Origin of the sequence: Paenibacillus sp. FSL R7-0313, assembly GCF_037969885.1 — a bacterium.
GTDB lineage: Bacteria > Bacillota > Bacilli > Paenibacillales > Paenibacillaceae > Paenibacillus.
Window position 1 is genome coordinate 3,048,623 of record NZ_CP150219.1, and the last position, 24,252, is coordinate 3,072,874.

A 24,252-nucleotide genomic window follows, 5' to 3' on the forward strand; every position below is an offset into this window, starting at 1 on the left:
GGTTGTTACTGATTGCAGGCAAAACCTGAATTGAGGGCAGTAGACCACGCTAAAGCGATGTCTGTTTGCCTTTGGTTCAGGTTTTTTTATATAAAAAAATGCCTGATGGCATGACCGCAAGCGCCGTAGCAGATATTTCGAGCAGAAAGGAGCGCAACAGATATAATTTTTCATAAATAGAGATATAGACTCATCCAGACATTGGAATACTGATTCTTAGATACGCATCTCAAATGGACATTCCAATGAACTTATCCCATCACACACTATTCGACAGCGAGGAGATTTATGACATGAAAACCATTAAACGTTCGATTGCCGTAGCAACAATTCTGGGGTTATGTGTATCCGCTCTACCAGCTTATGCAGCAGGCAATACAGCATCCTCTTCTTCAGCAGCGATGGACAAGCTGATCCAATCCGAGCTTATTCGCGGCAGCGGTCAAGGTGTTAATGCAGCTTATCTGAACAAAAAGGCTACACGCATTCAGGCCGCAGTACTTTACTTACGTTTGTCCGGATTGGAGAAAGAAGCACTCGCTTATCAGGGATCGGAAACGTATGACGATGCGGCTCAGGCAGGCAAAGTATTGCAACCGGTCGTTGGTTACTTGAAGCAGCATCCGTATGTGGCTGAGATCGTAACAGGAACGGAGAAGTTTGAACCTAATGCACCACTTACAGCGGAAGGTTATGCCGAAATGCTGCTGAAGGTGCTTGGATATGAAGCAGGTACGGATTACGAGCAGGGAGCGGCTTCCACCTATGCGGCTGGTAAAGGAATCAAGGTGCTTCAAGGGAAGGGAGCGAGTCAACTTACCAATCGCCTGATGGCAGAGGCAACCGCACAGGCTTTGCAGATACAGCTCAAGAATGGCAGTGGAACTTTGGAGCAGAACTGGTTAAAACATAAAGAAGCTGGGGCGTTCAAACCTCAAACGGTGCAACAGACCAAGTATGGCACAATTGATGGCAAAACCTATGAGCAATATGGCACGCTGGGTTGGCTCGGTGTTCCATACGCGGCACCTCCAGTAGGGGAACTGCGCTGGAAAGCCCCGCAAGAACCGGAATCATGGACAGGAACGAGATCGGCTAAGGAATTTGCAGCGAACAGCTTGCAGATCTCCGGTAAAAATACAGTAGGTAGCGAGGATTCTTTGTATCTCAATATCTGGCGTCCCGACACAACCAGCTCGAAACTTCCGGTTATGGTGTTCCTGCACGGCGGTGGGAATATGACCGGATCAGGCAAAGATTTTCAGGGTGAACAGCTTGCACGGAGCACCAACAGCATCATTATCTCGGTGAACTACCGTTTGGGAGCTCTCGGATTCTTCGAGAAAGCAGCGCTGAAAACAGGCAATGCCCTGGATGACTCAGGTAACTATGGATTGCTTGACGCATTCCGTGCATTGGAGTGGGTGCAGGATAATATCGAAGGTTTTGGCGGAGATACAGGCAATGTTACATTAGCCGGACAATCTGCTGGTGCACGTGATGTGCTGGCAACCCTGATCTCTCCACTTAGCAAAGGGTTGTATCAAAAAGCAGTTGCTTTCAGCGGAGGATTGACGACAGCATCACCGGAAGAAGGCGAGCAAAAATCCGAGGATGTACTTGTGAAGCTACTCGTGCAAGAGGGGAAAGCGGCTAATGCAGAAGAAGCCAAAACATGGATTGGCAAGCAATCTCAGGCACAGCTGGAGAGTTACCTGCGTGCACTGCCTGCGGACAAGTTGGTCACAGCATTTGGTGCAACCGCAATCCGTATGGAACCATTCCCGCATCTGTTCCGGGATGGTACAGTGATTCCAAAAGAAGGATTTGACGCCATCCAAAGCGGTAATTACACAAAAGTTCCTGTATTGCTCGGCAGCCTGGAAACGGAGTTCTCTGGTTTTGCCTTCGGTGATCCAAACTTCTCTCCATCGATTACGGATGGAACCCTATTTACTGATAAAACCAAGGCGGAACAATATGCTGCTGCGTTGAAATACGGTAGCGAAGCTTATGCAGGCTTTAATGCAGAGCGTGTAGCAGAACAATTGACAAGTGAAGCAGGTCAGCCACCGGTATATGCGTATCGTTTTGCATGGGGCACACAACCTGGGGTTATCTCTGAGCGTTTGCTCACGTTACTGGGTGCACCACATGGTGCGGATATGGACTTCTATACAGGACACGCAGACGGAATTGCTGCTTATTTCCCTGATGGGTACTTTAGCGATACAAACAAACCAGGACGTGATCAGTTGTCCGCCGCGATGGCAGCATATCTGAAGCAGTTCCTGTACACAGGCAATCCAGGTACGGGTGGATCACCTGATCTGGCGGCATGGACACCTTGGACGAAAGATGCTCAAGCCCCAATCATGCGTCTGGATGCTAGCAATACAACGGCAGAGATTGGCATGTCCACACAATATAATCAAGGCAAAGACGCCGTTATGGCAAAGATGAAAAAAGAATTGCCTGAAGAAACGTATAAACTGTTGACGGAAAAAGTATTCGCAGGTCGTTTCTTCTGGGAATAAGGATCACCGGATAGGAAGGCATATATAGATAAATTGAAAGCCAAGGGAGCATGCTCTCTTGGCTTTTTATACTGTTCGTTATACATAAATATGGTATTGTTGTAAATATAAATTAATAAGATATGGGAAAGGGGAAAACGTACATTATGGATGGAGTTAGTAATTTTGGTATTGCAGGTATTATAACGCTATTAATTTTCTTTATTATGATTGGTCTTGTATTATATCTGGTTTTCTATCTTGGGATGAAGAGGTCTGGCGTCAAAGAGGAAGTATCCGCATTAAGGATGGAAGTACGAGTGTTACAAGAGGAAGTAGAGCGGAACAGGCGGGAAGTGGAAAATATGAAGCGACGATAACCTTTGCAGCATTGTATGTGGGTACGTGGAATAGTGCGTACAATAGTAGGAGAGGACAGGGGCTTCTTCGCCCCCTCCTACTCAATACTACGTGACACCGTTCAGTTCAGCCTTTGCTTACCAAGGGCGCTCGATCTATTTCTTGGCAAAAAAACTAAGTGTTCCCGTGCTTTCATCTGCACTTACAAACAGGCTACGTCCATTTACCCGATGGATTCCCTCTGGCGACTCTCCGGCTGTAGGGATCAGACCCAGATAGTCCGGATTGACCGGATCAGCAAGATCGAAGAACAAAATGGCATCTGCCCGTTCGGAAGCTACCGCGGCATATGTTGTGCCGTCTACAGTAGCAACGGTCAGATTCTCCACTTCGCTACCTTTGTTGGGGCTACGATCATCGGGGTACAAGCCAACCATGGCGGTTGCCTCGTCAATGAGGTTTTGGCTATCGTACATCCGTTGGCCTTGCAGATTCCAGACAGCAATATTACGTCCGCCTGCTTTTACACCATCCTCAAATTCATTCTTGCCCAAGTCTCCTTCATTAGCTGTCAGCAGGTATTTACCATCTGCGGAGAAAGCAATCCCATCCGGTTCGTAACGAGCGGTCAATGTCTCTTTAAACTGAACGATACCGTCATCTTTCAGATCGGCTTGATGTGAAGTGGTACCAAGCGCGAAGATGGAGCTGATCTTTTTGGTCTCCAGATCTACGATGGCCACGACATTGTTCTCCTGTAACGTGATGGCTGCTGTCTTGCTATCCGGACTCATGGCAACATACTCCGGTTGTGGATCATGCGGATAGATGGCGCCTTCTACATTGTCCAGCGATACCGGCAAGTTGGTGATTTCACCCTCCAATACGTTCCCGCCAGCAAAAGATACAACCATAATGCTACCCGGACGTTTGGTGTTGGCATAGTCAATTTCATCGGTAGTTTTATTCAGCTCTTCATCCTCTATCGCGATCACCGCATGCAGACCGTCAGGTGACAGTGCAATCGAGTCAGGACCAATACCGAGTTCATATGTTTTGACGGTTTTGTAGGTTGTCAGATCCACAATGGCAAGCAACCCTTTGTTTGCTTCACTGTCCGTATCCCCTGTACGAATAACAGCAAGACCGTATTTACCATCTTTGGACACGGTTACGCTTGTGACTTCAGCTTTGACGGAGAGGTCATGGAAGCTGACCGTCTTTAATACGTTGATGTTTTTCAGGTCAGCGATATCCAATACGGAGATGCTGCCATTGTCTGCTTCGGTTACGAGCAGGCGCTGTCCATCTGGCGTAGAGGCTGATATTTCTGCTTTGCCACCGGGCATCTGAAACGATGCGGTTCGTTCAAAACCGGTTTTATTTTGTTTCAGGATCAGTTGATCCGTAATTAATTTTAGCGTTTGGGGAGATACATACGTTGTACCTTTGGTGATATAGCTTTTACTGTCCAAAGAAGTTTTCACACCGTTGATAGTGGCTGAAGACGTTCCTACAGGAAGTTGTACTTTAGTATCTGCGATCTGGATATCAACACTGCGACTGTTTCCGTTCCATGTGACCGTACCCTGCATATTTTGGATGGCTGTACGCAGTAAGACATGATCATTGGCGGATTTAGTTGCGTCAGCGGCATGGACCATTGATGTGTAGCTGGTTGCTCCTGCGCTAAGAATGGCTGTCATCGACAGAACGGCAAGCCATTGATTTCTCTTTTTCAATGTTCCAGATCCCCTTTATCGTTTCGTGTGTAATGAGTTGTGCAATTGTTTTAGTATAGGGAGCTTATGTTAAGGAGAGGTAAGAGCAGTCTGCGATTTGTGTAAAAGGTTAGATAAGAGATATTTTTCCAAATTGGATATGTAAGTTAGCGTATAAAATGATGTTGCCACATGAAGAAAAAAGCAGACGTGAACCTTCATATATATAGGACTGGTCGAACGGGAGAAAATACGCTAGAATCATAATTGAGAATCATTATCAATTAATTCGGACTTTCTTTACTGACGAGTCTGATCAAGATATAGGCGAGGTGAATACCCATGCGCACGGATGATGCATTAGGCGTAGTATATCAGCATTACCTGACCCAAGAGCCTTACAGTCAGCAAGATGAACACACGTATCTGCTCTCTCCCAAGGCGGGTAGCGGTAAGGTCAAAAGAGTGACAACATACAGTGGCATTGAGATTTTATATTCCCAGGTTGAATATCATCAGCCGTATCCAACGTATTTTGCATCCGAAACGCCCATTGTGGAATTGCAATTTGCCTTGTCAGGAGAGCGACATGTGGATATATCCGGTCAGGATTATTCGTTATCGATAGGGCAAGGGGCCCTTATTTTTATGCATGATTTCGAAGCGTGGTTTCATCCTCCGGCAAGGGAGTTGTATACGTCCTTTTCGCTGGGGATTCCTGTTTCTCTGTTCAATTATGCGGCGGCGCAACTGGGCGGTTTCAAGTCGATTGCGTTTAATCAGGTGTTAGGGCGAAAAGTGTTCAAGCCGATTGTATTTCAATTGGATAACCGGATACGAACGATGATTGACAGTCTGATTGTAGAATTAAACAACAGTTATCGATCCTCCTTAATGATGGAAGCGACAGCCTTGGAAATCTTGAATCAATTTATGTTCCAACTGTTTGATCTGGCGCCAATCCCCGCGGGATTCTCCAGAGAGGACATCCGGAAGTTACATAGGGCACGGGAGATTATGGAGGCCTGTATGGTAGATCCTCCATCCTTGCTAGCATTGTCCAGACAAGTGGGTCTTAACGATTTTAAATTAAAAAAAGGATTCAAGGCGCTATTCGGAAGCACGGTCTTTGAATATTTGCGTCAGGTTCGTCTCGACAACGCCATGAAGTTGCTGCGCAATCAGAATAACAACGTCACCGAGGCCGCGATTGCGGTCGGTTACAGCAATGTCAGTGCCTTTTCACAGCAATTTTATCGCAAATTCGGCGTGAAGCCTTCTGAGATGAAAAAAATTTATTAAATAAGATGAACTGAAAGATTATACGAGAACGAAGAGTGCAGAACCAGTCTGGAGAAGCGGAGCGTTCGCCTTTATCAACGGATTTCTCCCTTTATATAGAAGGGAATCACGGAAATCCGGTGATAACATCGATCGGAAGATGGTACTGTAATCGTAGTGGTCTTGTGTAAAGTTTTAAGGGTTCATCTTTTTAAAAATAAGATTAATAAATCCGGCTTGCCGTGAATTGTTCCGTATAGAGGCAGTGGGGATTCTCTCAGCCTTGTATACTCCAGGTACAGTGGATACTGTACTGAAATATAGAGGAGTGTATGAGCATGAACCGAATCAGAGGAAGTATTTTTTTTAGCGTATTGGCAGCCATGCTGGGTCTGATGCTGATTGCACCCATCATGCCACCGCTTATTCGCGAGTTGGGCATGAAAGAAAGCCATTCCGGTCTTATTATCTCGCTTGGGTCCATTATGATGGCTGTTATGGCTCCGGTATGGGGCAGATGGAGTGATAGAGGAAGAAAACCAATCATATTGATTGGATTCATAGGCATGTCTGTGAGCTGTGCATTATTTGCACTGGCATTGTACGGGGGATTAAATGCATGGATCGGAGGGGGGCTCTTGTTAACCCTTCTGATTGTGACGCGCAGTCTGATCGGTATGTTTATTCCGGCTGTACTTTCTTCTGCCCAAGCCTATATGGGTGATGTGACAGAAGGGGAAGAGCGGGGAAGTGGAATGGCGATTATCAGTGCTGCGAATGGACTTGGCCTTGTATTTGGACCTGCGATTGCAGGAGCTTTTACCCTTATCGGTCTGCTCTGGCCGCTTTATTTTGGCATTTTTATAGCGATCGCTGCGTTTATTATTGCCTTGTTGTTAATCCCGGCAGCCAAACCGGTCATTCAGGCAAAACCGCCTAAAGTCAACCCGTTCCAACGTGGTTTACGAATGTACCTTGCTGCAGGCTTGGTTACGATGATGGGCATCATGACATTGCAGGTTGTCGGAGGATTTTATTTTCAGGATCAACTGGCTCTATCCCCAGCGGCGACGGCCCGAATGGTTTCGTTTGGACTCATGTTCTCTGGAGCAGCGATGTTGATCATGCAGGTCATTCAGATGAAATGGTTGAAATGGCAGCCACGCCCGATGATTTTGCTCGGGTCCCTTTTCCTGATCGCAAGCATGATCCTCTTTTTGGTCTTCAATGTGTTATCCATGTATTATTTCTCGTTTTTCCTGTTTGGTATGGGTTCGGGTCTGATGATGCCGGGGTTCATGGCAGGTGCTTCGCTTGCAGTTAGCAAAGAACAGCAGGGCGGTGCAGCGGGATTGGTAGCAGCGATTCAGGGGATATCCGCCGTCATTACGCCTTTACTTACAACGACACTCTATCAGGTAGACAAACATGTTCCGTTTATGCTCGTAGCTGTTCTGGTTGTCATGCTGGCAATCATGATGCTGGGAATGAGGAAAAAACAATCCAATACTGTAACGGACCCCATTCATTCGTTATAGTCAGACAAAGTCAGAAAGTCAAAAAAGGTCAAAATAAAAGAAAAAAGGATCTATTTTATAATAGTGAACTATGATGAAAGAAAATCGTTTTTTTTCGTCTTTTACGGACTTTGAGCCTTATTTGCACGGGTATTATAATAATCAATGTAAGCAACACCAATTAACCAACCACACAAAAGGAGCTGATTTTCATGTTTGATCTGATTCCGTTTCGTAAACGAAATGAAGACCCGTTCGGACACATGTTGAAATCCTTCAATGACATGGTTGAGAACTCATTCCTCTCCCCTTTTGGAACTGGCTCCCAGCCATTCCGGACCGACATTCGTGAGGAAGAAGACAAATATTCGGTAGAAGCCGAGCTTCCGGGCATTGCCAAAGAGGACATAGACATTCAGGTTGAAGGTAAAGAATTGATCATTCGTGCCAAACGCCATGACATGGTTGAACAGAAGGACGACTCCAATCGGATCATTCGGCAGGAGCGTCGTTCAGGTGAATTTATCCGGCGTTTCTATGTGGATCATATTGATGAGGAGAATATTAAGGCCAGATTGGAAGATGGTGTGCTGAAGCTTGAAATTCCGAAACGTCCTGGGGATGATCAATCTCGCAGACGCATTCAGATTAACTAATATACAGAGAAAAGATTTGTTCCCTAAGCTGACAAAAAGCATGCAGGAGACATCCATAAGGATGTTTTCTGCATGCTTTATTTTTCATATGAATTGGACGATACATAACGGACTATCCATTGTGCTGGTTCCGAGTTATTTCTCAGCTGCTGCTTGCATCAGGGCATAAATCTTACGTGTGGTATTCACATTTCTAACCGTCATATAGGCATATACTTTGGATCCCACAAGCTTGTTCATGCCACTTTTGGATGCATCCTCTCTGCTGACTGAATACAAAATGGCTCCGGGAACATAGATCAGTGTGCCGATTTCCGATTTGATGGGCAGTTGATCCAGCACGGAGGGTTCATTGATTTCATCCCAGAGGAACATCACATCACTTTTGGCTGTATCATCATTAACCCATTCTTCCGGGAGTGCTTCAATAACGCGTTGGATTTCATCCATATTCCGCACCATTACCCTAATCTGTAAGCCAAAATCGGCGGCGATGGCCTGTTCTAACACATGGGATATCTCCACATTTGCATTGGCACGTTCCTGATGATCGGCAAAAATAATATTGCCAGAGTTGATATAGGTAACAACATCCAGCATACCTGCTTGTTCAAACGTTTCTTTCAGCTGTTTCATATTGATTTTATTGTTCCCGCCTACATTAATGCCTCGTAGCAAAGCCACATAGATCATATGGGTGCCCCTCCAATTCCTTCAATTCACCGTTTTAACAAAAGGACAGATACTCGAAAAGATGAGCGGTATACTCTTCTCCCAACAGATCATTCATTAGCGGTTCCACATGCTCCAGATACTCGGGCTTGGTCTCATAGGTTTCTTCATCTTTCACTTCCCCGGCATAGCTCCGTGCCGCTTCGATCAGGATGGCTAGTGCACTGAAAAAATCAGACAGCGAATCAGCAACACAGTTTGGTTCTCCACCTGTAAAAGCGGCGTATACAGGAGAGTTTGGTGCTTCCACATCTACAATTAACGGGTCATCGTTAAAGTTTGCGATGACGACGTGATTTTTTGGCCAATTGGAGGACTCCTCATAAGGTTCATTCATGCCAATCCAGCGGTAACCTAGTTGCTGACGGTGCAGATGTTCAGGTGCAACAAAGGAGATCAACGCTGCATCACCGATTTCGACGGCGGCATTTTTCATTTTGAGTGTACCTTCAGCACTGGCATCTATCATTTCATAGTGAGTGTACAGATACTGAAGTTCTGGAGAAAGAGGTATTCGTGTATCCACTTCCGGCTGGTGATGTTGTTCGCGAGGACGCAGATCATGATGTTTGAAAAGTCCATAAGCTTCATTATATAAATCCTGCTGTTCCACAAAACGGGTCAAGGCCGCATCCAGTTGTTGCATGGTGTCTGATTCCTCCTAATAACATTGATATAATAACAGGCCGATTCGTTTGATTCTTGGCTATAAGCATTATACTATATCAAAGATAAATTCAAAAAAACATTTGAATACGTTTACATTCATGAGTGGACATGGTATACTTTCACTCAAATAAGGATTGTTACTGCTTCGGGCAGGCAAAACCTGAACATCACTATGCGTGGACTTTGTTCCATTCATAATGTAGTTCGGGTTTTTTTGCATTCTACGGTCCATATTAAGGATAGAAAAACAGAGGACGTACTTATTCCAACCCAACTAACATCACGCTGTACAGAAGAAAGGGGAGCATTATGAACAAGAGAAAATGGTTAAACGGTTTTGCCGCAGGTTGTCTAAGTATCATCCTGGTGATCAGTGGATGCGCATCCAAAGCGCCACAAACCGCGAGTGATACACCGAATCAGGCGACAGAGCAGACAGAGAATGAAACCCAGGAACCTGCAAACAACCAAGCTGCCAAAGGCAGAACAGTGATTACAACCGACGGTGAAGTGGATGATATGAACTCCGTCATTCGTTTCCTCTTGTATTCGAATGAGATGGATCTCGCCGGAATTGTACTGACCAGTTCGGTGTATCATTATGCTGGAGACGAGGAAGCAGGGATCCAACCATTCCGCTGGACAGGCACACAGTGGGTATACGACATGATCGATGCCTATGGCGAGATCTACCCGAACTTGTCCAAACATGCGGATGGGTACCCGGAGCCGGAACAGCTTCGAGCGATGACGAAGATCGGTAATATTTCCGATAAAGGGGAGATGGAGAAGGAAACCGAAGGTTCCGAGTTCCTCGAAACTCTTTTCCTCGACGATGACTCCCGAGACCTGATTGTTCAGACATGGGGTGGCACCAATACCACAGCCAGAGCGCTGAAATCGATTGAGGAACAGTACAAGGACACAGCTGAGTGGGATACGATCCGCAAAAAAGTCAGCGACAAACTGGTCCTCTACATCATCCTCGATCAGGATGACAGTTACAACGAATACATTGCGAAGAATTGGCCGGATATCCGCATTCTTAACGACCAATCGAACTTCTGGCATTTTGCCTATGCATGGAAGATGCATGCCGAAGAAGTGAACAGCAAGCTTCATGGCGACTGGATGGTCAAGAATATTCTGAACGGACATGGCAAGCTGATGGACATGTATGCATCGATGGGTGACGGCAAAATGATCGAGGGCGAACTAGCCGAAGAACAACGGGGAAGTGCTGAATATCTGAAGAACAATCCGCAATATGACAAGTACGATTTTATATCTGAGGGTGACTCTCCTTCCTTCTTTTATCTGATCGATAATGGGCTGCGCAGTATGGAAGACCCTTCCTATGGCGGTTGGGGTGGTCGCTTTGGCGTCGTGAACGACAAGCTGTTTAGAAACAATGTGCTTGATTACGATCCCTACACCAAACGCTATGAAGCCGAATACTCTCTGATGAGATGGTTTGACGATGTGCAGGATGATTTTGCAGCACGTGCAGACTGGGCAGTTGCAGACACTTACGAAGGTGCCAACCATAATCCGTCATTAACGATTAAGGAAGGGCTGGATCTAAGTGTTAGTCCCGGGGAGGAAGTTACTCTTCACGCGGAAGGCACAGACCCGGATGGAGATCAACTGACGTATACGTGGTGGAGATATTTCGAAGCGGACACGTATGAGGATTCCAAAGTAACACCGAACAAAGTTCAGCCTGAAATGGCGGGTGATCTGCAGCTTGGATTGCATCGCGAACTTGCCAAGGATGAGCAGGTGGATACGATAAAATTGCAGGGCAGTGATACCGAAGCGGTGACATTTACCGTTCCTGACGATGCCAAATCGGGTGATACCCTTCATATCGTTGCCGAAGTACAGGATGATGGAGAGCATCAGTTGAAGCATTATCAACGTGTGATCCTAACCGTGAAATAAAGAAATAGAGGGGAAGTCCCAAAAGTCATCAACATGGCTGGTGGGACGCCCCTCTTATTTGTGTAGTCTGATCGTAATTGATCCTTTAACGCTGGATGCCTGACCAGAAGACATTCCAGGTAATCGCCAAAGCTTGTTCATAGGATTGCCGTGTCTCATACACGAGCTGTACATCCAATCCATCCATCACGGTGACAAAAGCTACGGTGGCTTCTTCCGGACTCAGGCGTGTATCGGAATGTCTGGTAAATACGGCTGCCAACTCTTCCTTTAGTGTTCCGAGGTACGTTCGATATTGGGCCAGCACAAAATCATGCACTTCCAGCGGTGTGATAAAGGACAGGATATACATAAAAGCGACGTTTGGATTTGTCAGGAAACGATTTTTGTGTTCATGTAAAAAGGCATATAGTTGCTGATCCAGAGTTTGGCTAACAGACGCGCTGAAAAATTGGCGTACAAACTGCTGTTCCTCCTGCACAACTTCCTCATATAACTCCAGCAATAACGCTTTTTTGGATGAATAGTGATAAGCCAGGGATTGTTTGCGAATGCCTGCCTCTTCGGCAATCTGCGCCATCTTGGTCCCCTCGTAACCCAGACGATTAAAATGTTGAATGGCAATTTCCTTGATTCGTTTTTTACTCAATGTCTACCTCCAGTTGGCGAGCTGTATACCTTTGCTGTTTTTGGGAGTATACCAAATATAACAAGATATATACCACAAAAATGCCTATAGAGATAGCATACACCACCGTATAGGAAAATGCAGAAGCCACTACGCCCAGGATTAACGAGCCACCGCCAATCCCGAGGTCAAAGAAATTAAAGAAGGAAGCCATCGCATTTTCATGCTCATGTTCCTCTACAAGATTCACACACCAGGTCTGAATAGCCGGGAATATGGCACCAAAGCCAAAGCCGTATAATGCGCCGGCGATCAGGAATTGCACATCACTTTGGGCGATAATCAGAACCAGTAGCCCCGCGATTGCAAACACGGCAGAAGGTAACAATACGGAACCTGGTCCCCATCGATCAAACATTTTCCCTGAGAACAGTCGAACGGCGAAGCTGGCGATGGCGACGACAAAGAAAAACCAGGCTATATTCTCGAACCCTCTTTCGGTGGCGAATAAAGCCACAAAGGACATGATTGAACCCGCTGCAATACCAACGAGCATAATGAGAAGGGAAGGGAAGAGTACCTTCTTTTCAATCAGTTTCACCGAAGGGACATGGGTTTGCATGGGCTCGCTACGAACTTCTGTTTTCGGCTTTCTGGATACAAACACTGTCATCAGGAGAGCTAACAGCAAAATACACATACCTCCCATAAACAGGCTCTGGTAGTCGTACCTAAACAACAGGCTTGTTCCAATCAATGGACCGATGGATATGGCGACCGTTTCCCCTACGCCGAAATATCCCATGCCTTCTCCCCGGCGATCTCTTGGTATGTTTTCAGTGGCAATCGTTGCAAAATATGTCGTTGCCAAACCAAATCCGAATCCGTGGATTACTCGAAATACAAGAATCATCCAAATACCTGACGATAGGTAGTATGCGCCTGTCATTAATGCACAGATAGTGATGCCGATAATCAATAGATATTTTTTATCTATTCGAGCTGCCAAAACAGAAGTGAAGGGTCGAATCAAGATGGCGGAAAACATAAATACGCCGGTAACAAGCCCAATTTGGGAGGCTTCGCCACCCAGGCTTGAGACAAACAAGGGCAAGGTGGGAAGCAACATTTCAAATGCCATAAACAATAATGCGTTGGCTAACATGATAAATAGGAATGATCTTCCCCAGAGTTGCTGAGGTGTAGAGCTATGTGTTGAAGTACTCATGGTTTTCCTCCGTAATGTTAATCTCTGTCGCGCGACATGTTGAACTGATTTTACCTGACGGTAGTCAGATTGTAAAGCGCGCATTTAGAGCATGGAGGCATGAATTTTTGTGGATGAGAGAAGTAATTAAACATTTTTAATCCATATCCCAACATTTTCCGATATAATAATCAGATAAAATGATTCAAGTGAATACTACCTCAGAGAGGTGATATGCAATGACGGTTGATGTACTTGTAAGAAATAATGTTAAGGTACTTGGCTCGGGTAGCCAAACGATTGTATTTGCTCATGGTTTTGGATGTGATCAGGATATGTGGCGTTACATTGTTCCAGGTTTTATGGAGAACTACCGTGTGGTGTTGTTTGATTATGTTGGATCTGGCGAATCTCAAATTAACTATTATGATGCTGTCAAATATAACAATCTTCAAGGATACGCTCAGGATGTGCTGGAAATTATGGAAGCGCTTGAGCTAAAGGACACCATATTTGTCGGGCATTCCGTCAGCAGTATGATTGGTATGCTGGCATCGATTCAGAACCCCAAATATTTCAAACAAATCGTTATGTTGGGACCCTCTCCACGTTACGTGAATGATCTGCCGAATTATTATGGAGGTTTTGATCGGAATGATATCGATGAATTGCTTGAGATGATGCAGATGAATTTTATTGGGTGGGCAAGTTATCTGGCACCCATTGTGATGAACAATCCGGAACGGAAAGAGCTGACGGAGGAGTTGGAGAAAAGCTTCTGCTCCAGAGATCCGCATATTGCGAGACAATTTGCTGAAGTGACGTTTTTATCGGACTGTCGTATTGATTTGGAGCAGGCAACTGTGCCAACATTGATTCTTCAGTGCTCGGATGACAGCATTGCCCCGGTAGAGGTAGGGGATTATCTACACGCTCATCTGAAGAATAGCAGGTTGCAACAGATGACGGCCAAGGGACACTATCCGCATCTAAGTCAACCGGAAGAAACCATCCGAATGATTAAGGATTATTTAACGAGCGCATAAAACGCGGAAGAAAGGCAGTTATTCCATGGATATACAATTAGATCTGGCTCCCTGTGGATACTTCTCTATCTCTGATTCGGGCGTCGTACAGTCGATTAATCAAACTTTTCTTACGATGCTTGGCTATGAACGTGATGAGCTGATAGGGCAACATATTGAATCGACCATGTCGGTGAGCAACAAGGTGTTTTTCCATACGTATTTCTATCCCTATATCCAGTTATATGGACATGTGGACGAGATGTACTTCACGTTCCGTACCCGTGATCAGCAGGCTGTTCCCGTGCTGCTTAACGGTGTTCGTCAGACCCGTAACGGGGAAAGTGTTGTGGATTGTGTCGTTGTTGTCATGCGTAAGCGAATCGAACATGAGAAGGATATTTTGCATACCAAAACGAAGCTACAGGAGCTGTATCAAGCGACGCAAGAAGCGAACAAGGAGCTTGAACGACTGCATGAGGAATATAAAATTAAAGAGCAGGCGTTAATTAAAGTGAATGATCAGTTGGAGACACTGGCCTCCACCGACTTGTTGACAGGATTGAAGAACCGCAGGTTTTTCCAGGAAAAAATGCTTGAAAGCTTGATGATGTTCCGTGAAAAACAACGTTATTTCTCCCTTCTGGTTGTGGACATTGATCATTTCAAAAGCATTAATGATACCTACGGACATCCGATCGGAGATCTGGTACTCGGCAATCTGGCAGGGCTGCTGCAATCGTTGTCGCGAAGTACGGATGTGGTTGCACGTTATGGCGGGGAAGAATTTGTGATCATTCTTCCAAATTGTGAAGAGGAGCAAGCGATCGGTATTGCAGAACGATATCGTTCACAGGTTGCTTTAGCCGACTGGGGCGAATATAACATTACTGTGAGTATCGGTGCGGCTACTGTGGTAGAGGAAGATACGGAAGAGTCCTTGTTCCAAAGAGCGGACAACGCCCTATATGCCTCCAAAACCGGAGGACGAAACCGGGTGACACATGCAGCTCAGATGGTAAGAAGTTAAAGATTGGATTGCATCAAAAAAAAGCAAAAAGGAGCCTGTGCAGTATGAGGGAAATGATCCCACATAGCACAGGCTCCTTTGATTTGCGTGAAAATAGGCAGGGCTAATTCCACTTGAGTAACATCAGATTAACTTTATCGCGGAGCAAGGTAACCATACGCCTTAGCCGGAGAGTTGGCCTGAGGACGAAAATCTTCGCTCAGTTCATCCATAAATGCCGGGTTCACATATATGGAGTGTGCATCATTGCCAGATCCCTTGATGTAGGCGGCGATGCCGGAGTAGGCTTTATTTTTCCAAACCCACAGGGCATCTCCCTGCTCACCTGGTGAGTAATAGACATTATGGTCAAACACATTGCCGGTATTGCTAGTATATTCGTTGTATATCAGTACTTCCGAGCTGCCCGATACGAGAATGTTACGCATGAACGTATTGTTCTTCGTCCGTGACTGTGTGAATAGCTGTCCATTGCCTGCATTCAGGGTATCATTTCCCACAAGTGTATTGTACATAATCTTGCTATCCTCGGTAGCTCCTCGTTCCTCGTCATAACCTCCCATGGCAATACCCGTCAATCTGTTGGAATAAATCAGGTTATCACGCACAGTAATGTTGCTGGTTGAACGTCCGGCATGCTCTGAGGCAATCTCAATTCCGATGTCGCTCCGGTATACCCGGTTCTGGTCGATGATATGATCTTTCCCACCATCTACATAGATGCCACCGGCCGAGTTGGTATCATTGGGCAGGTCTGTACCGTAGGAGGGATTATTATTGGACGTAATATCGTATACTTCGTTGCCTCGTACAATGCCGTTCCGAGCCTGATCGTATGTATCATCCTCAGATGTACCCTCGTACCCGATCAGATCAATACCAATATTGTCGGAATCATGGATGATATTGTCCTGGATGGCAAAGGTATCAACATTACCGTTGACTGCGAGTGACTCGCTTGAACCAAGTGTAAGATCATATAATTCATTATCCTTGATGATGATATCGCGTAATGCTTGAGGGTGCTCTGTGCCATAGATGGCAATACCGTGGGCATCCCTGCCCCGCAAATCGGGACCTTCAGGAGTTGCGTAACTAGCGATCGCGTGTATGGTGTTGCCTAACAGCTGAATATGCTCACCTGCTCCGTGGACATAGATCCCGGCTGGAACTTGGCCCCCAAGTGTGGTCGTGAAGTTACGAATTTCGAGATTCTGAATCGTGATATAACTGGCATTTTCAATTTCAATCAACCCTTCAATGCCCCGGACAGATAAACCTTTACCATCAATGATAACCTGCTCCTGAGGATAACTTGAAAATAGGGTTGGATTAGCGGAAGAATTACCGCTCCTGGTGATTTTGACTTTCTGATGATACACACCTTCCCGCACATAAATCGTGCTTCCTGGCGAAGCGTGGTCAGCTGCGTGCTGTAACGTTTTCCATGGAGATTGAATGGTTCCTTTATTCGAGTCGTTTCCTTGGGGTGATATGTAATGGATGACCTGGGGATCAGACTTTTGAACAGACACGGGTTCCTTCATGGAAGATGTATGATTCTGACAACCGGATATAAGCACCATCAGAATCGGAATCATAAGTATAACTACGCGAATCAAATCGTTTCCCCCTTGAATTTAGCTTTGAAGATAGATTATAGCAGATTTGAACGGGTTAATAAGCCATGATATGCTCTAATAAAATCAGCGAGGAGACTGCTCATGAATAAATTAACGATAGCTGAATTAGTAGATCGGGAGAATCACGCATGGGAAGAACTCAAGGAACTCCTGGACAGCGGGCAAAATACATATGTGTATGTTCCAGCAAAGCAGGAGGCTGGAGAGGATACCCTCTATCGTCTGCAAATAAGCACCAAATCCTATCTGGGGGCTGTTGCTTATGAGACAGAGGGCATTGTACTGGACCATGGCTGGATCACGCTGCTTGGTGCGGGTGGTGACAGTACATCGGGAAGTCTAACCAGTTGGAATGGTGTGAGTGAGCAACCTTGGGTAGATGTACTGGAAGGTATGATGGTCGTCGCATATGATGCGGCAGGCGGTTTCTTCGGAATGGATACAGGCAAGTATGGCCGCACGGGACAGGTCTATTATTTTGCCCCGGATACACTCGAGTGGGAATCGACAGAACTGACATATTCAGGTTTCATGAATTGGCTCGCAAATGGGGATCTGGAGCAGTTCTATCAGACCTTTCGCTGGAAAGGCTGGCAGGAAGATATGTCTCAGCTACAGACGGGACAAGTATTCGCGTATTATCCACCACTTTGGACGCAGGAAGGTGACGGCGAGAGCAGCAGTAAAGCCCCAATTAGCATCATGGAGGCCTGGAAGTTCGCACTGGACGGGAAATAGTTGGCATGCTGCTGTAGGAGGAAATAAGAAAAGTAACCTGTAAGTTCAAGTTCATTGAGTGATCCACTTTTAAAAAAAAGGCATTTCTGTTCCAAACTAAAAAAGGCTCGCGCTTGGCGCGGGCCTTTTTGGTTCTGAACTTTAAACATCAATTATCAATTGTCCAATGGAACAGGTTTAAAGCTTGAGCGTGAAGCTCTGCTATGCCAGATGGCTAGCCCCAGTGAAACGACACAGACGAACAACAGACATGCATACACCACATGGTAAGCTTTCTCTACCGAGACTCCCGGAATGCTATGCAGTAACAGCCCACACACAGCTACAGACACCGAACCACCGAAGAATTGAATCAGTTGTAACATGCCCATACCGGAACCGATTTGCGCTTTGGGCAGCACTCGTGACGCTTCATTATTCAGTGAAGCCATGGAGGCTGACAGTGCCGGTGAGAAAAAGAGATAACCACTGGTAATGACCAGGGCGGATTGATCCAGTCCGAGCATGAATAGGGCAAGTACCGCTGCAAGCAGGATGTGTCCGATGATCATAAATCGCATATTGCCATAACGGTCGATCCAGCGTCCGACGAAGCGGGTGCAAAATGCTGCAACAATAGCTCCGGGAGCAATCAGCAAACCAATGGCGAGCGAAGAGCGTCCATATAGATCAGCAAGCACAAGTGGCATCAAAAACAGATTGCCCAGATTTACCACCAGCACGCAGAATCCGATAAGGATTAACCGGGTGTATCCTGGCGTTCGGAATACTTGTGGATTCACAAACGGAAGACTTGCTTTCCGAATATACAAGAGGTGTGCAACAAGTGAAATAACGCCAATGGCAAACCATAACCAGGACTGCTGGGTGATCGCGACCAGAAGTGTAGTGGCATTAATGACGGTTAATATGGCACCAATAACATCGAACGGCTGATCTGTTTTGACGGATTCACGGGGGAGAAAATAGAGCAATACAGGCAGGGCGAGCAGGACAAGCACCGTTATGGCAAAAAGTCCGTTCCAGCCCCAGTACTCGCTAATGAGTCCGCCGACAATGGGGCCAAGTCCAAAAGCCATGGCGCTACCTGATGAGATGAGAGCGATGGCAGCTCCGCGCCGTTCCACCGGGATGTAACGACTTGCAATGACGAGACCCAGCCCGGCCATAACTCCTGCACCCGCAGATTGCAGTATGCGTGTCAGCAACAGGATCGCGAAGTTATGCGCGAACAATCCGAGCAACGAAGATAACCCCAGAATAAGAAGCCCGACCGTTAGCAGTTTGCGTACCGGAATACGGTCTGACAATCGGCTGTAAATTACCGTCGACAGGGCGTAACCAATGGAATAACTTGAGATGACCCAAGACCCCAGGTCCGAGGTAATCTGCAGATCATGAATAATGACTGGCAAAGAAACATTGAACATGGTGGTGTTCATCACAACGATGAATAAACAGCATGTCCAGAGTGGCATGACAATTTTATCTTTCACGGTACCATTCCTGTCTTATCTATGAATGTGAATTCGGATGGAGCTTTGATGAAAATGTGATGAAAAGCAATATATCATTTTACGCTCTATTTTATTATATGGCAATAATGTCATACTGTATATTGCGCAGTATAAGTAAAATTAAGTGATGTAGAGTCGGAATTTATAGACTAGTTCCCTGAAATTGGGTAAGATGATGGTTGGATTACATAATCATGTTTTGAAGAGATTTTGAAGGAGACTACAGTATGACTCACTTATTATTAATGTCCCACAGCGTATTTCCGACTCTGGATATGAAGCGAACCGCGCAGTTTTATGAAGAAAAGATGGGCTTTCGGGTGGTCGAATATCTTGATGCCGCGGAACCTCATATCTGCCTGTATCGTGATCTTACCGAGATTATTTTAACCCAAAGCAATGGTCAGAAAGTCATTCCCAACAGAAAATTATATGGGTATGGATATGATGCATATTTTATTACCAAGAACCAGGAAGAGCTTCAACAGGAATTGATCAACGCCGATGTGAACATCGTACGTACCCTCAATCATACAGACTATAATAACAAGGAGTTTGTGATCGAGGATATTGATGGACGATGGATCGCTTTTGGCATCAAACAGGGATAATTAGATACAGAAACAGGCGCTCCGATAAGAGCGCCTGTTTGTGCATGCGATATCTGCAGAACTTATGCCGCAGTAACTTGTTTGCCGCGATTGCGAACCCACTTGATGACATCCATCAGAATGACGGCTGCAAGAGCGAGTCCGCCTGCAATGAAGAACTCATTCCAGCCGAATGTATCCGGGATTGCGAAGACGCCGCGAACACCTGGAATCAGTGTGATTGCATAGAGACAGAGACATACCAGAATGGAGCCAAGCACGAATTTATTGGTCATGAAGCCCACCTGGAAGATGGTCTGTGTGTTGGAACGTGCTGCAAAAGTTTGCAGACTGCGTGCCAGAATCAAGGTTGTGAAGGCCATAGCCACACTGATTTCCTCCGAGATGCCAAGTCCGATATATTGGGATACAATAACAGCCGCACCAATCAGGACACCACGTGTAATCACAGCTTGCAGGGTTCCGCCTGCGAAGATCCCCTCGTTAATATCACGCGGTTTGCGTCGCATGACATCCGGCTCGGGTTTCTCTGTACCCAAAGCAATGGCAGGCAGGGAGTCGTTCACCAGATTGATGAACAGCAGTTGAAGGGCTGTAAACGGATTAACCCAACCGACCACTAGGGCAAACAAAATGGCGATAATCGCGCCGAGGTTACCGGCGAACAGGTAGGCGATGGCTTTTTTGATGTTATCAAACACCATCCGCCCAACACTAACTGCATTCACGATGGAGACAAAGTTATCATCCGTCAGAATCATGGCAGCCGCATCCTTGGCGACATCTGTTCCGCTACCCATCGCTACACCGATGTCGGCTTGTTTCAGCGCAGGCGCGTCGTTAACCCCATCTCCGGTCATGGCTGCAACTTTGCCTTTACGCTGCCATGCACGCACAATCCGGATTTTATTCTCAGGTGATACTCTGGCGTATACCGAGATGTGTTCAAGTTGTTGATCCAGTTCTTCATCGGACATTTTGTCCAGTTCGGCTCCGGTAATGGCGAGGTCATCCGGTTCGGCAAGGCCGATATCCACACCGATGGCCTGAGCCGTCGTTTTGTGATCTCCAGTGATCATGATGGTGCGAATGCCCGCTTTTTTGGACTCTTCAATAGAGCCGTATACCGCTTCACGCGGTGGGTCAATCATCGCTGTCAGGCCAACCAGTGTCAGATCATGCTCGTCATCAATGGTGACCTGGTTTTTGTCATCGAATTTTTTGTACGCATAGGCCAGCACACGGAAGGCGCGTTTGGAGAATGCCTCATTTTTCTCTTCAAACTGTGTGCGAATCTCGGGTGTGAGTGGCTGAACTTCTCCGTTGATAAACACATGGCTACAGCGACTGAACAGCACATCCGGTCCACCTTTGGTCAGCAAAGCCGTCTGTCCCTCGAAGGTATGCACCGTACTCATGAGCTTTCGATCCGAGTCAAAAGGAAGCTCAGCTTCACGCGGGAACTGGTCACGGATTTCATTGTAATCCTTGTTCACCCGGTTGCTGAAGGCAATGAGGGCCACTTCGGTTGGATCACCCAGTTCCTTGCCTTCCTGGTTAATATTCGAATCATTGCAGAGCACCGCAATATGTAACAAACGTCGTTCCTCTTCCGACCACTGATCGGGATCATCGGGGAATTCGTCTTTGGTGCCATGGGGAATGTAATAATCGACGACAGTCATCTTATTCTGAGTTAGTGTTCCTGTTTTATCTGTACAGATGATACTGGCAGAACCGAGCGCCTCCACGGCAGGCAGTCTGCGAATGATCGCATGTTGTTTGGCCATCTTATTTGTTCCAAGTGACAATACGATAGTCACAATGGAGGATAACGCCTCAGGAATGGCAGCAACCGCAACAGCTACGGCAAACATCAGTGCATTTACGATGGATGGCCCGATATTCTCCGTACCTTCGGTCAACCATACACGACCGGCTTCAATGCCAAAGATGAGAATCGACAAGCCGAGGATGAAAAAGCCCAGTTTTTTGCTGAAAGATTCCAACTTGCGCTGTAATGGCGTGTTTTTGGCTTCGGCATTTTCAATCAGTTCGGCAATTTTACCGATTTCGGTTTTGAGAGCCGTACCTGTAATGACAAGCATGCCCCGTCCATATACGACGAGTGAGCCACTGAAGGCCATATTGCGACGATCTCCAATAGGAGCTTCATCCGGGATGGTATCGGCGTGTTTCTCCGCAGCTTCCGATTCTCCGGTCAGCATGCCTTCGTTGATTTTCAAACTTCCTGATTCCAGGATACGCCCGTCTGCCGGGACATAATCACCTGCATCCAGCATAACAATATCACCGGGAACGAGTTCTCTTGCTGGAATGGTCTTTTTCTGCCCGTCACGAATGACCTTGGCTTCAGGAGCAGACATTTGTTTCAGCGCGTCGAGCGAGCTCTCGGCTTTTTTGGTCTGAACTACGCTGATTACCGCATTGAGCAAAATAACCAGGAATATGATCAACGATTCAATCAGGTGTCCAAGTACAACCTGTACAGCGGCTGCAATCAGCAGCACGATGACCATCGGATCTTTGAAATTTTCGAGGAACAATTTCCAGACTGGTGTTGCATCTTTACCTTTTAACTCGTTATATCCTTCCGTTTCAAGTCTCTTGGCAGCTTCGGATGTTGTGAGTCCCTTGGAGGAACTCTGCACATCCTGAAGGGTTTCCTCCGCACTGTGTCTGTAATGTTGCAATTGACCAGCTCCTTGAATATTAGATTTCTCTGTGTATTACCCTTACGGGCAAAATCTAGAATCGTTTCATTTCCGTATTTTTTAAAATTATGGATTTATACGTTTTTAGCTGTACACAGTATTTTTCATAATGATCCGAGATATGCCTTTTTTTGAATGTTATTATTTCCAGTTTGGATGATGGTCTAGAGAACTATATTTAGATGTTGGTCAGAAAGTGTGTGCACCATCACACTAGCTCATATCAGGGTCTGTTACGCTATTACATAACGAACTGCGTTTAATCTAAGTTTGGAGGGGAATCCATATGTTTTGTTATCAATGCGAACAGACGCCGAGTGGCGGGTGTACTGTGGTAGGGGTATGCGGCAAAAACGAAACAATCGCAAGTTTGCAGGATACGATGATTTTTGCGTTAAAAGGCATCGCTGCTTATGCGACACATGCACGCCAGTTGGGATATTCTGATCCTGAGGTGGATCGGATTACACATGAGGCATTATATATGACATTAACGAACTCGAATTTTAATGTACAGGAACATCTGGAGATGGCGATGAAGGTAGGTAATGCAGCAATCCGCATTATGGATGTGTTGGATCATGCGCACACGGACCGCTTTGGTGTACCGCAACCGATTACGGTTAGCCAGAACCAGATTGAAGGACAGTGCATTGTGGTGACGGGACATAATCTGTATGCATTGGAGGAGTTGCTGCGTCAAACTGAAGGGAAAGGAATCAACATCTATACCCACTCGGAAATGTTGCCTGCGCACGGTTATCCTGCGCTGAAGAAATACGCCCATCTCAAGGGTAATATCGGCAAAGCCTGGTACGATCAGCGCAGACTGTTCGAACAATTTCCGGGTGCTATTCTTGCAACAACCAACTGTGTCATGCCGATCAAAGGCACATATGCAGACCGCTTTTTCTCCTACGAAGTGGCGGGTCTGGAGGGTGTTGCCAAAATTACAGAGGATGACTTCTCACCTCTAATTGAACGCGCATTGTCACTGCCTGCGGCTAATGTACAGTCCGAGCAAGTCTTAACGACAGGATACCATCATGAGACCGTGATTGGACTTGCGCCCGAGATTATTCAGGCGGTAAAAGACGGTCATATCCGCCGATTCTTCGTTATTGCAGGTTGTGATGCACCAGGCAAAGGTGGCAATTACTATCGTGAACTCGCTACATCGTTGCCAAATGACACCGTTATTCTGACGACATCCTGTGGTAAGTTCCGCTTCAACGATGTGGATTATGGTACGGTTGGAGACACGGGTATACCGCGTTATATCGACCTGGGTCAATGCAATAATTCTGGTTCTACGGTGAAAATTGCCATGGCTTTGGCGGATGCTTTTGGCTGTACCGTGAACGAGTTGCCTGTCAGCATTGTCCTGTCCTGGTTTGAGCAAAAAGCAGTTGCGATCCTGCTCGGCCTGTTCAGCCTTGGCATTCAGGACATTCGAATTGGACCAAAACCGCCTGAGTTCATATCGGAAGGTGTCTTGGATGTACTCGTGGATATGTTTGGTCTGAAGTTAATTACAACAGCAGAAGAAGATATGAACGCGATGTTGGCACTGTCATAGGATGTATATTTACGTGCAACGCCATCTGATGACTGTGAATGTCGGTTGTGAGTATGAAGAGTATGACTCATAAGTAAAGATGGATAAGAGCCTACATAAGAGTAGGCTTTTTTTGCTTTTTCGACCTTCATAGGTCAATATAC

19 protein-coding genes are annotated in these 24,252 nt (G+C 46.1%); 11 read left to right on the forward strand and 8 right to left on the reverse strand.

Annotated elements, in window-relative coordinates; genetic code table 11:
* The first annotated feature begins 293 nt into the window (after positions 1–293).
* Both NSQ38_RS13420 and NSQ38_RS13425 read left to right on the forward strand, forming a co-directional pair.
* A complete protein-coding gene (locus NSQ38_RS13420; RefSeq protein WP_339789894.1) occupies positions 294–2,537 on the forward strand; it encodes a carboxylesterase family protein in 2,244 nt (747 codons plus the stop codon).
* A gap of 122 nt (positions 2,538–2,659) precedes the next feature.
* A complete protein-coding gene (locus NSQ38_RS13425; protein ID WP_339789897.1) occupies positions 2,660–2,896 on the forward strand; it encodes a hypothetical protein in 237 nt (78 codons plus the stop codon).
* A 135-nt stretch (positions 2,897–3,031) separates the two neighbouring features.
* On the opposite strand, the gene NSQ38_RS13430 is transcribed toward NSQ38_RS13425, so the two are convergent.
* On the reverse strand, positions 3,032–4,618 hold the full coding sequence (locus tag NSQ38_RS13430; protein WP_339789899.1) for a stalk domain-containing protein: 1,587 nt from the start codon (positions 4,616–4,618) through the stop codon (positions 3,032–3,034).
* Between the two features lie 321 nt (positions 4,619–4,939).
* On the opposite strand from NSQ38_RS13430, the gene NSQ38_RS13435 reads away from it, so the two are divergent.
* The 3 genes from NSQ38_RS13435 (at position 4,940) to NSQ38_RS13445 (ending at position 8,051) form a co-directional block, all read left to right on the forward strand.
* The gene (locus tag NSQ38_RS13435; RefSeq protein ID WP_339789901.1) at positions 4,940–5,899 is read left to right on the forward strand and encodes an AraC family transcriptional regulator; all 960 of its coding nucleotides are present in this window, start codon (positions 4,940–4,942) and stop codon (positions 5,897–5,899) included.
* 317 nt (positions 5,900–6,216) lie between these two features.
* A complete protein-coding gene (locus NSQ38_RS13440; RefSeq protein WP_339789903.1) occupies positions 6,217–7,416 on the forward strand; it encodes an MFS transporter in 1,200 nt (399 codons plus the stop codon).
* Positions 7,417–7,607: 191 nt separating this feature from the next.
* Positions 7,608–8,051, forward strand: a complete 444-nt coding sequence (locus NSQ38_RS13445) for an Hsp20/alpha crystallin family protein (protein WP_339789906.1) — start codon at positions 7,608–7,610, stop codon at positions 8,049–8,051.
* Between the two features lie 135 nt (positions 8,052–8,186).
* Here NSQ38_RS13445 and NSQ38_RS13450 read toward each other — a convergent pair whose 3' ends face one another.
* Positions 8,187–8,744 (reverse strand): DUF1697 domain-containing protein, encoded by a 558-nt coding sequence (locus tag NSQ38_RS13450; protein WP_339789908.1) that lies wholly within the window; start codon positions 8,742–8,744, stop codon positions 8,187–8,189.
* Positions 8,745–8,778: 34 nt separating this feature from the next.
* A complete protein-coding gene (locus NSQ38_RS13455; protein WP_339789911.1) occupies positions 8,779–9,429 on the reverse strand; it encodes a hypothetical protein in 651 nt (216 codons plus the stop codon).
* Positions 9,430–9,761: 332 nt separating this feature from the next.
* Here NSQ38_RS13455 and NSQ38_RS13460 point away from each other — a divergent pair, with 332 nt between their 5' ends.
* Positions 9,762–11,396 carry a nucleoside hydrolase-like domain-containing protein gene (locus NSQ38_RS13460; protein ID WP_339789913.1) on the forward strand — a complete coding sequence of 545 codons (1,635 nt, stop codon included), beginning with the start codon at positions 9,762–9,764 and terminating at the stop codon, positions 11,394–11,396.
* A gap of 85 nt (positions 11,397–11,481) precedes the next feature.
* On the opposite strand, the gene NSQ38_RS13465 is transcribed toward NSQ38_RS13460, so the two are convergent.
* Positions 11,482–12,045 carry a TetR/AcrR family transcriptional regulator gene (locus NSQ38_RS13465; protein WP_339789916.1) on the reverse strand — a complete coding sequence of 188 codons (564 nt, stop codon included), beginning with the start codon at positions 12,043–12,045 and terminating at the stop codon, positions 11,482–11,484.
* Positions 12,038–13,252: an MFS transporter gene (locus NSQ38_RS13470; RefSeq protein WP_339789918.1), complete on the reverse strand. Its 1,215-nt coding sequence runs from the start codon at positions 13,250–13,252 to the stop codon at positions 12,038–12,040. Before NSQ38_RS13470 ends, NSQ38_RS13465 begins: the two co-directional genes overlap by 8 nt.
* 218 nt (positions 13,253–13,470) lie before the next feature.
* On the opposite strand from NSQ38_RS13470, the gene NSQ38_RS13475 reads away from it, so the two are divergent.
* Together NSQ38_RS13475 and NSQ38_RS13480 are read left to right on the forward strand one after the other, a co-directional pair.
* Entirely contained in the window at positions 13,471–14,277 is an 807-nt protein-coding gene (locus NSQ38_RS13475) for an alpha/beta hydrolase (RefSeq protein ID WP_339789921.1), read from the forward strand.
* A 25-nt stretch (positions 14,278–14,302) separates the two neighbouring features.
* Positions 14,303–15,286, forward strand: a complete 984-nt coding sequence (locus NSQ38_RS13480; RefSeq protein ID WP_339789923.1) for a sensor domain-containing diguanylate cyclase — start codon at positions 14,303–14,305, stop codon at positions 15,284–15,286.
* Positions 15,287–15,420: 134 nt separating this feature from the next.
* Here the strand turns inward: NSQ38_RS13480 and NSQ38_RS13485 are convergent, their stop codons facing one another.
* Positions 15,421–16,833 (reverse strand): DUF5123 domain-containing protein, encoded by a 1,413-nt coding sequence (locus NSQ38_RS13485; protein ID WP_339790532.1) that lies wholly within the window; start codon positions 16,831–16,833, stop codon positions 15,421–15,423.
* A gap of 177 nt (positions 16,834–17,010) precedes the next feature.
* Here NSQ38_RS13485 and NSQ38_RS13490 point away from each other — a divergent pair, with 177 nt between their 5' ends.
* Entirely contained in the window at positions 17,011–17,667 is a 657-nt protein-coding gene (locus NSQ38_RS13490; protein WP_339789926.1) for a DUF2625 domain-containing protein, read from the forward strand.
* A 155-nt stretch (positions 17,668–17,822) separates the two neighbouring features.
* Here NSQ38_RS13490 and NSQ38_RS13495 read toward each other — a convergent pair whose 3' ends face one another.
* Positions 17,823–19,163 carry an MFS transporter gene (locus NSQ38_RS13495; RefSeq protein ID WP_339789929.1) on the reverse strand — a complete coding sequence of 447 codons (1,341 nt, stop codon included), beginning with the start codon at positions 19,161–19,163 and terminating at the stop codon, positions 17,823–17,825.
* Between the two features lie 248 nt (positions 19,164–19,411).
* Here NSQ38_RS13495 and NSQ38_RS13500 point away from each other — a divergent pair, with 248 nt between their 5' ends.
* A complete protein-coding gene (locus tag NSQ38_RS13500) occupies positions 19,412–19,795 on the forward strand; it encodes a VOC family protein (protein WP_339789931.1) in 384 nt (127 codons plus the stop codon).
* Positions 19,796–19,857: 62 nt separating this feature from the next.
* Here the strand turns inward: NSQ38_RS13500 and NSQ38_RS13505 are convergent, their stop codons facing one another.
* A complete protein-coding gene (locus NSQ38_RS13505) occupies positions 19,858–22,509 on the reverse strand; it encodes a cation-translocating P-type ATPase (protein WP_339789933.1) in 2,652 nt (883 codons plus the stop codon).
* Between the two features lie 307 nt (positions 22,510–22,816).
* Here NSQ38_RS13505 and hcp point away from each other — a divergent pair, with 307 nt between their 5' ends.
* Positions 22,817–24,109, forward strand: a complete 1,293-nt coding sequence (gene hcp / locus NSQ38_RS13510) for a hydroxylamine reductase (RefSeq protein WP_339789935.1) — start codon at positions 22,817–22,819, stop codon at positions 24,107–24,109.
* The last annotated feature ends 143 nt before the right edge of the window (positions 24,110–24,252 follow it).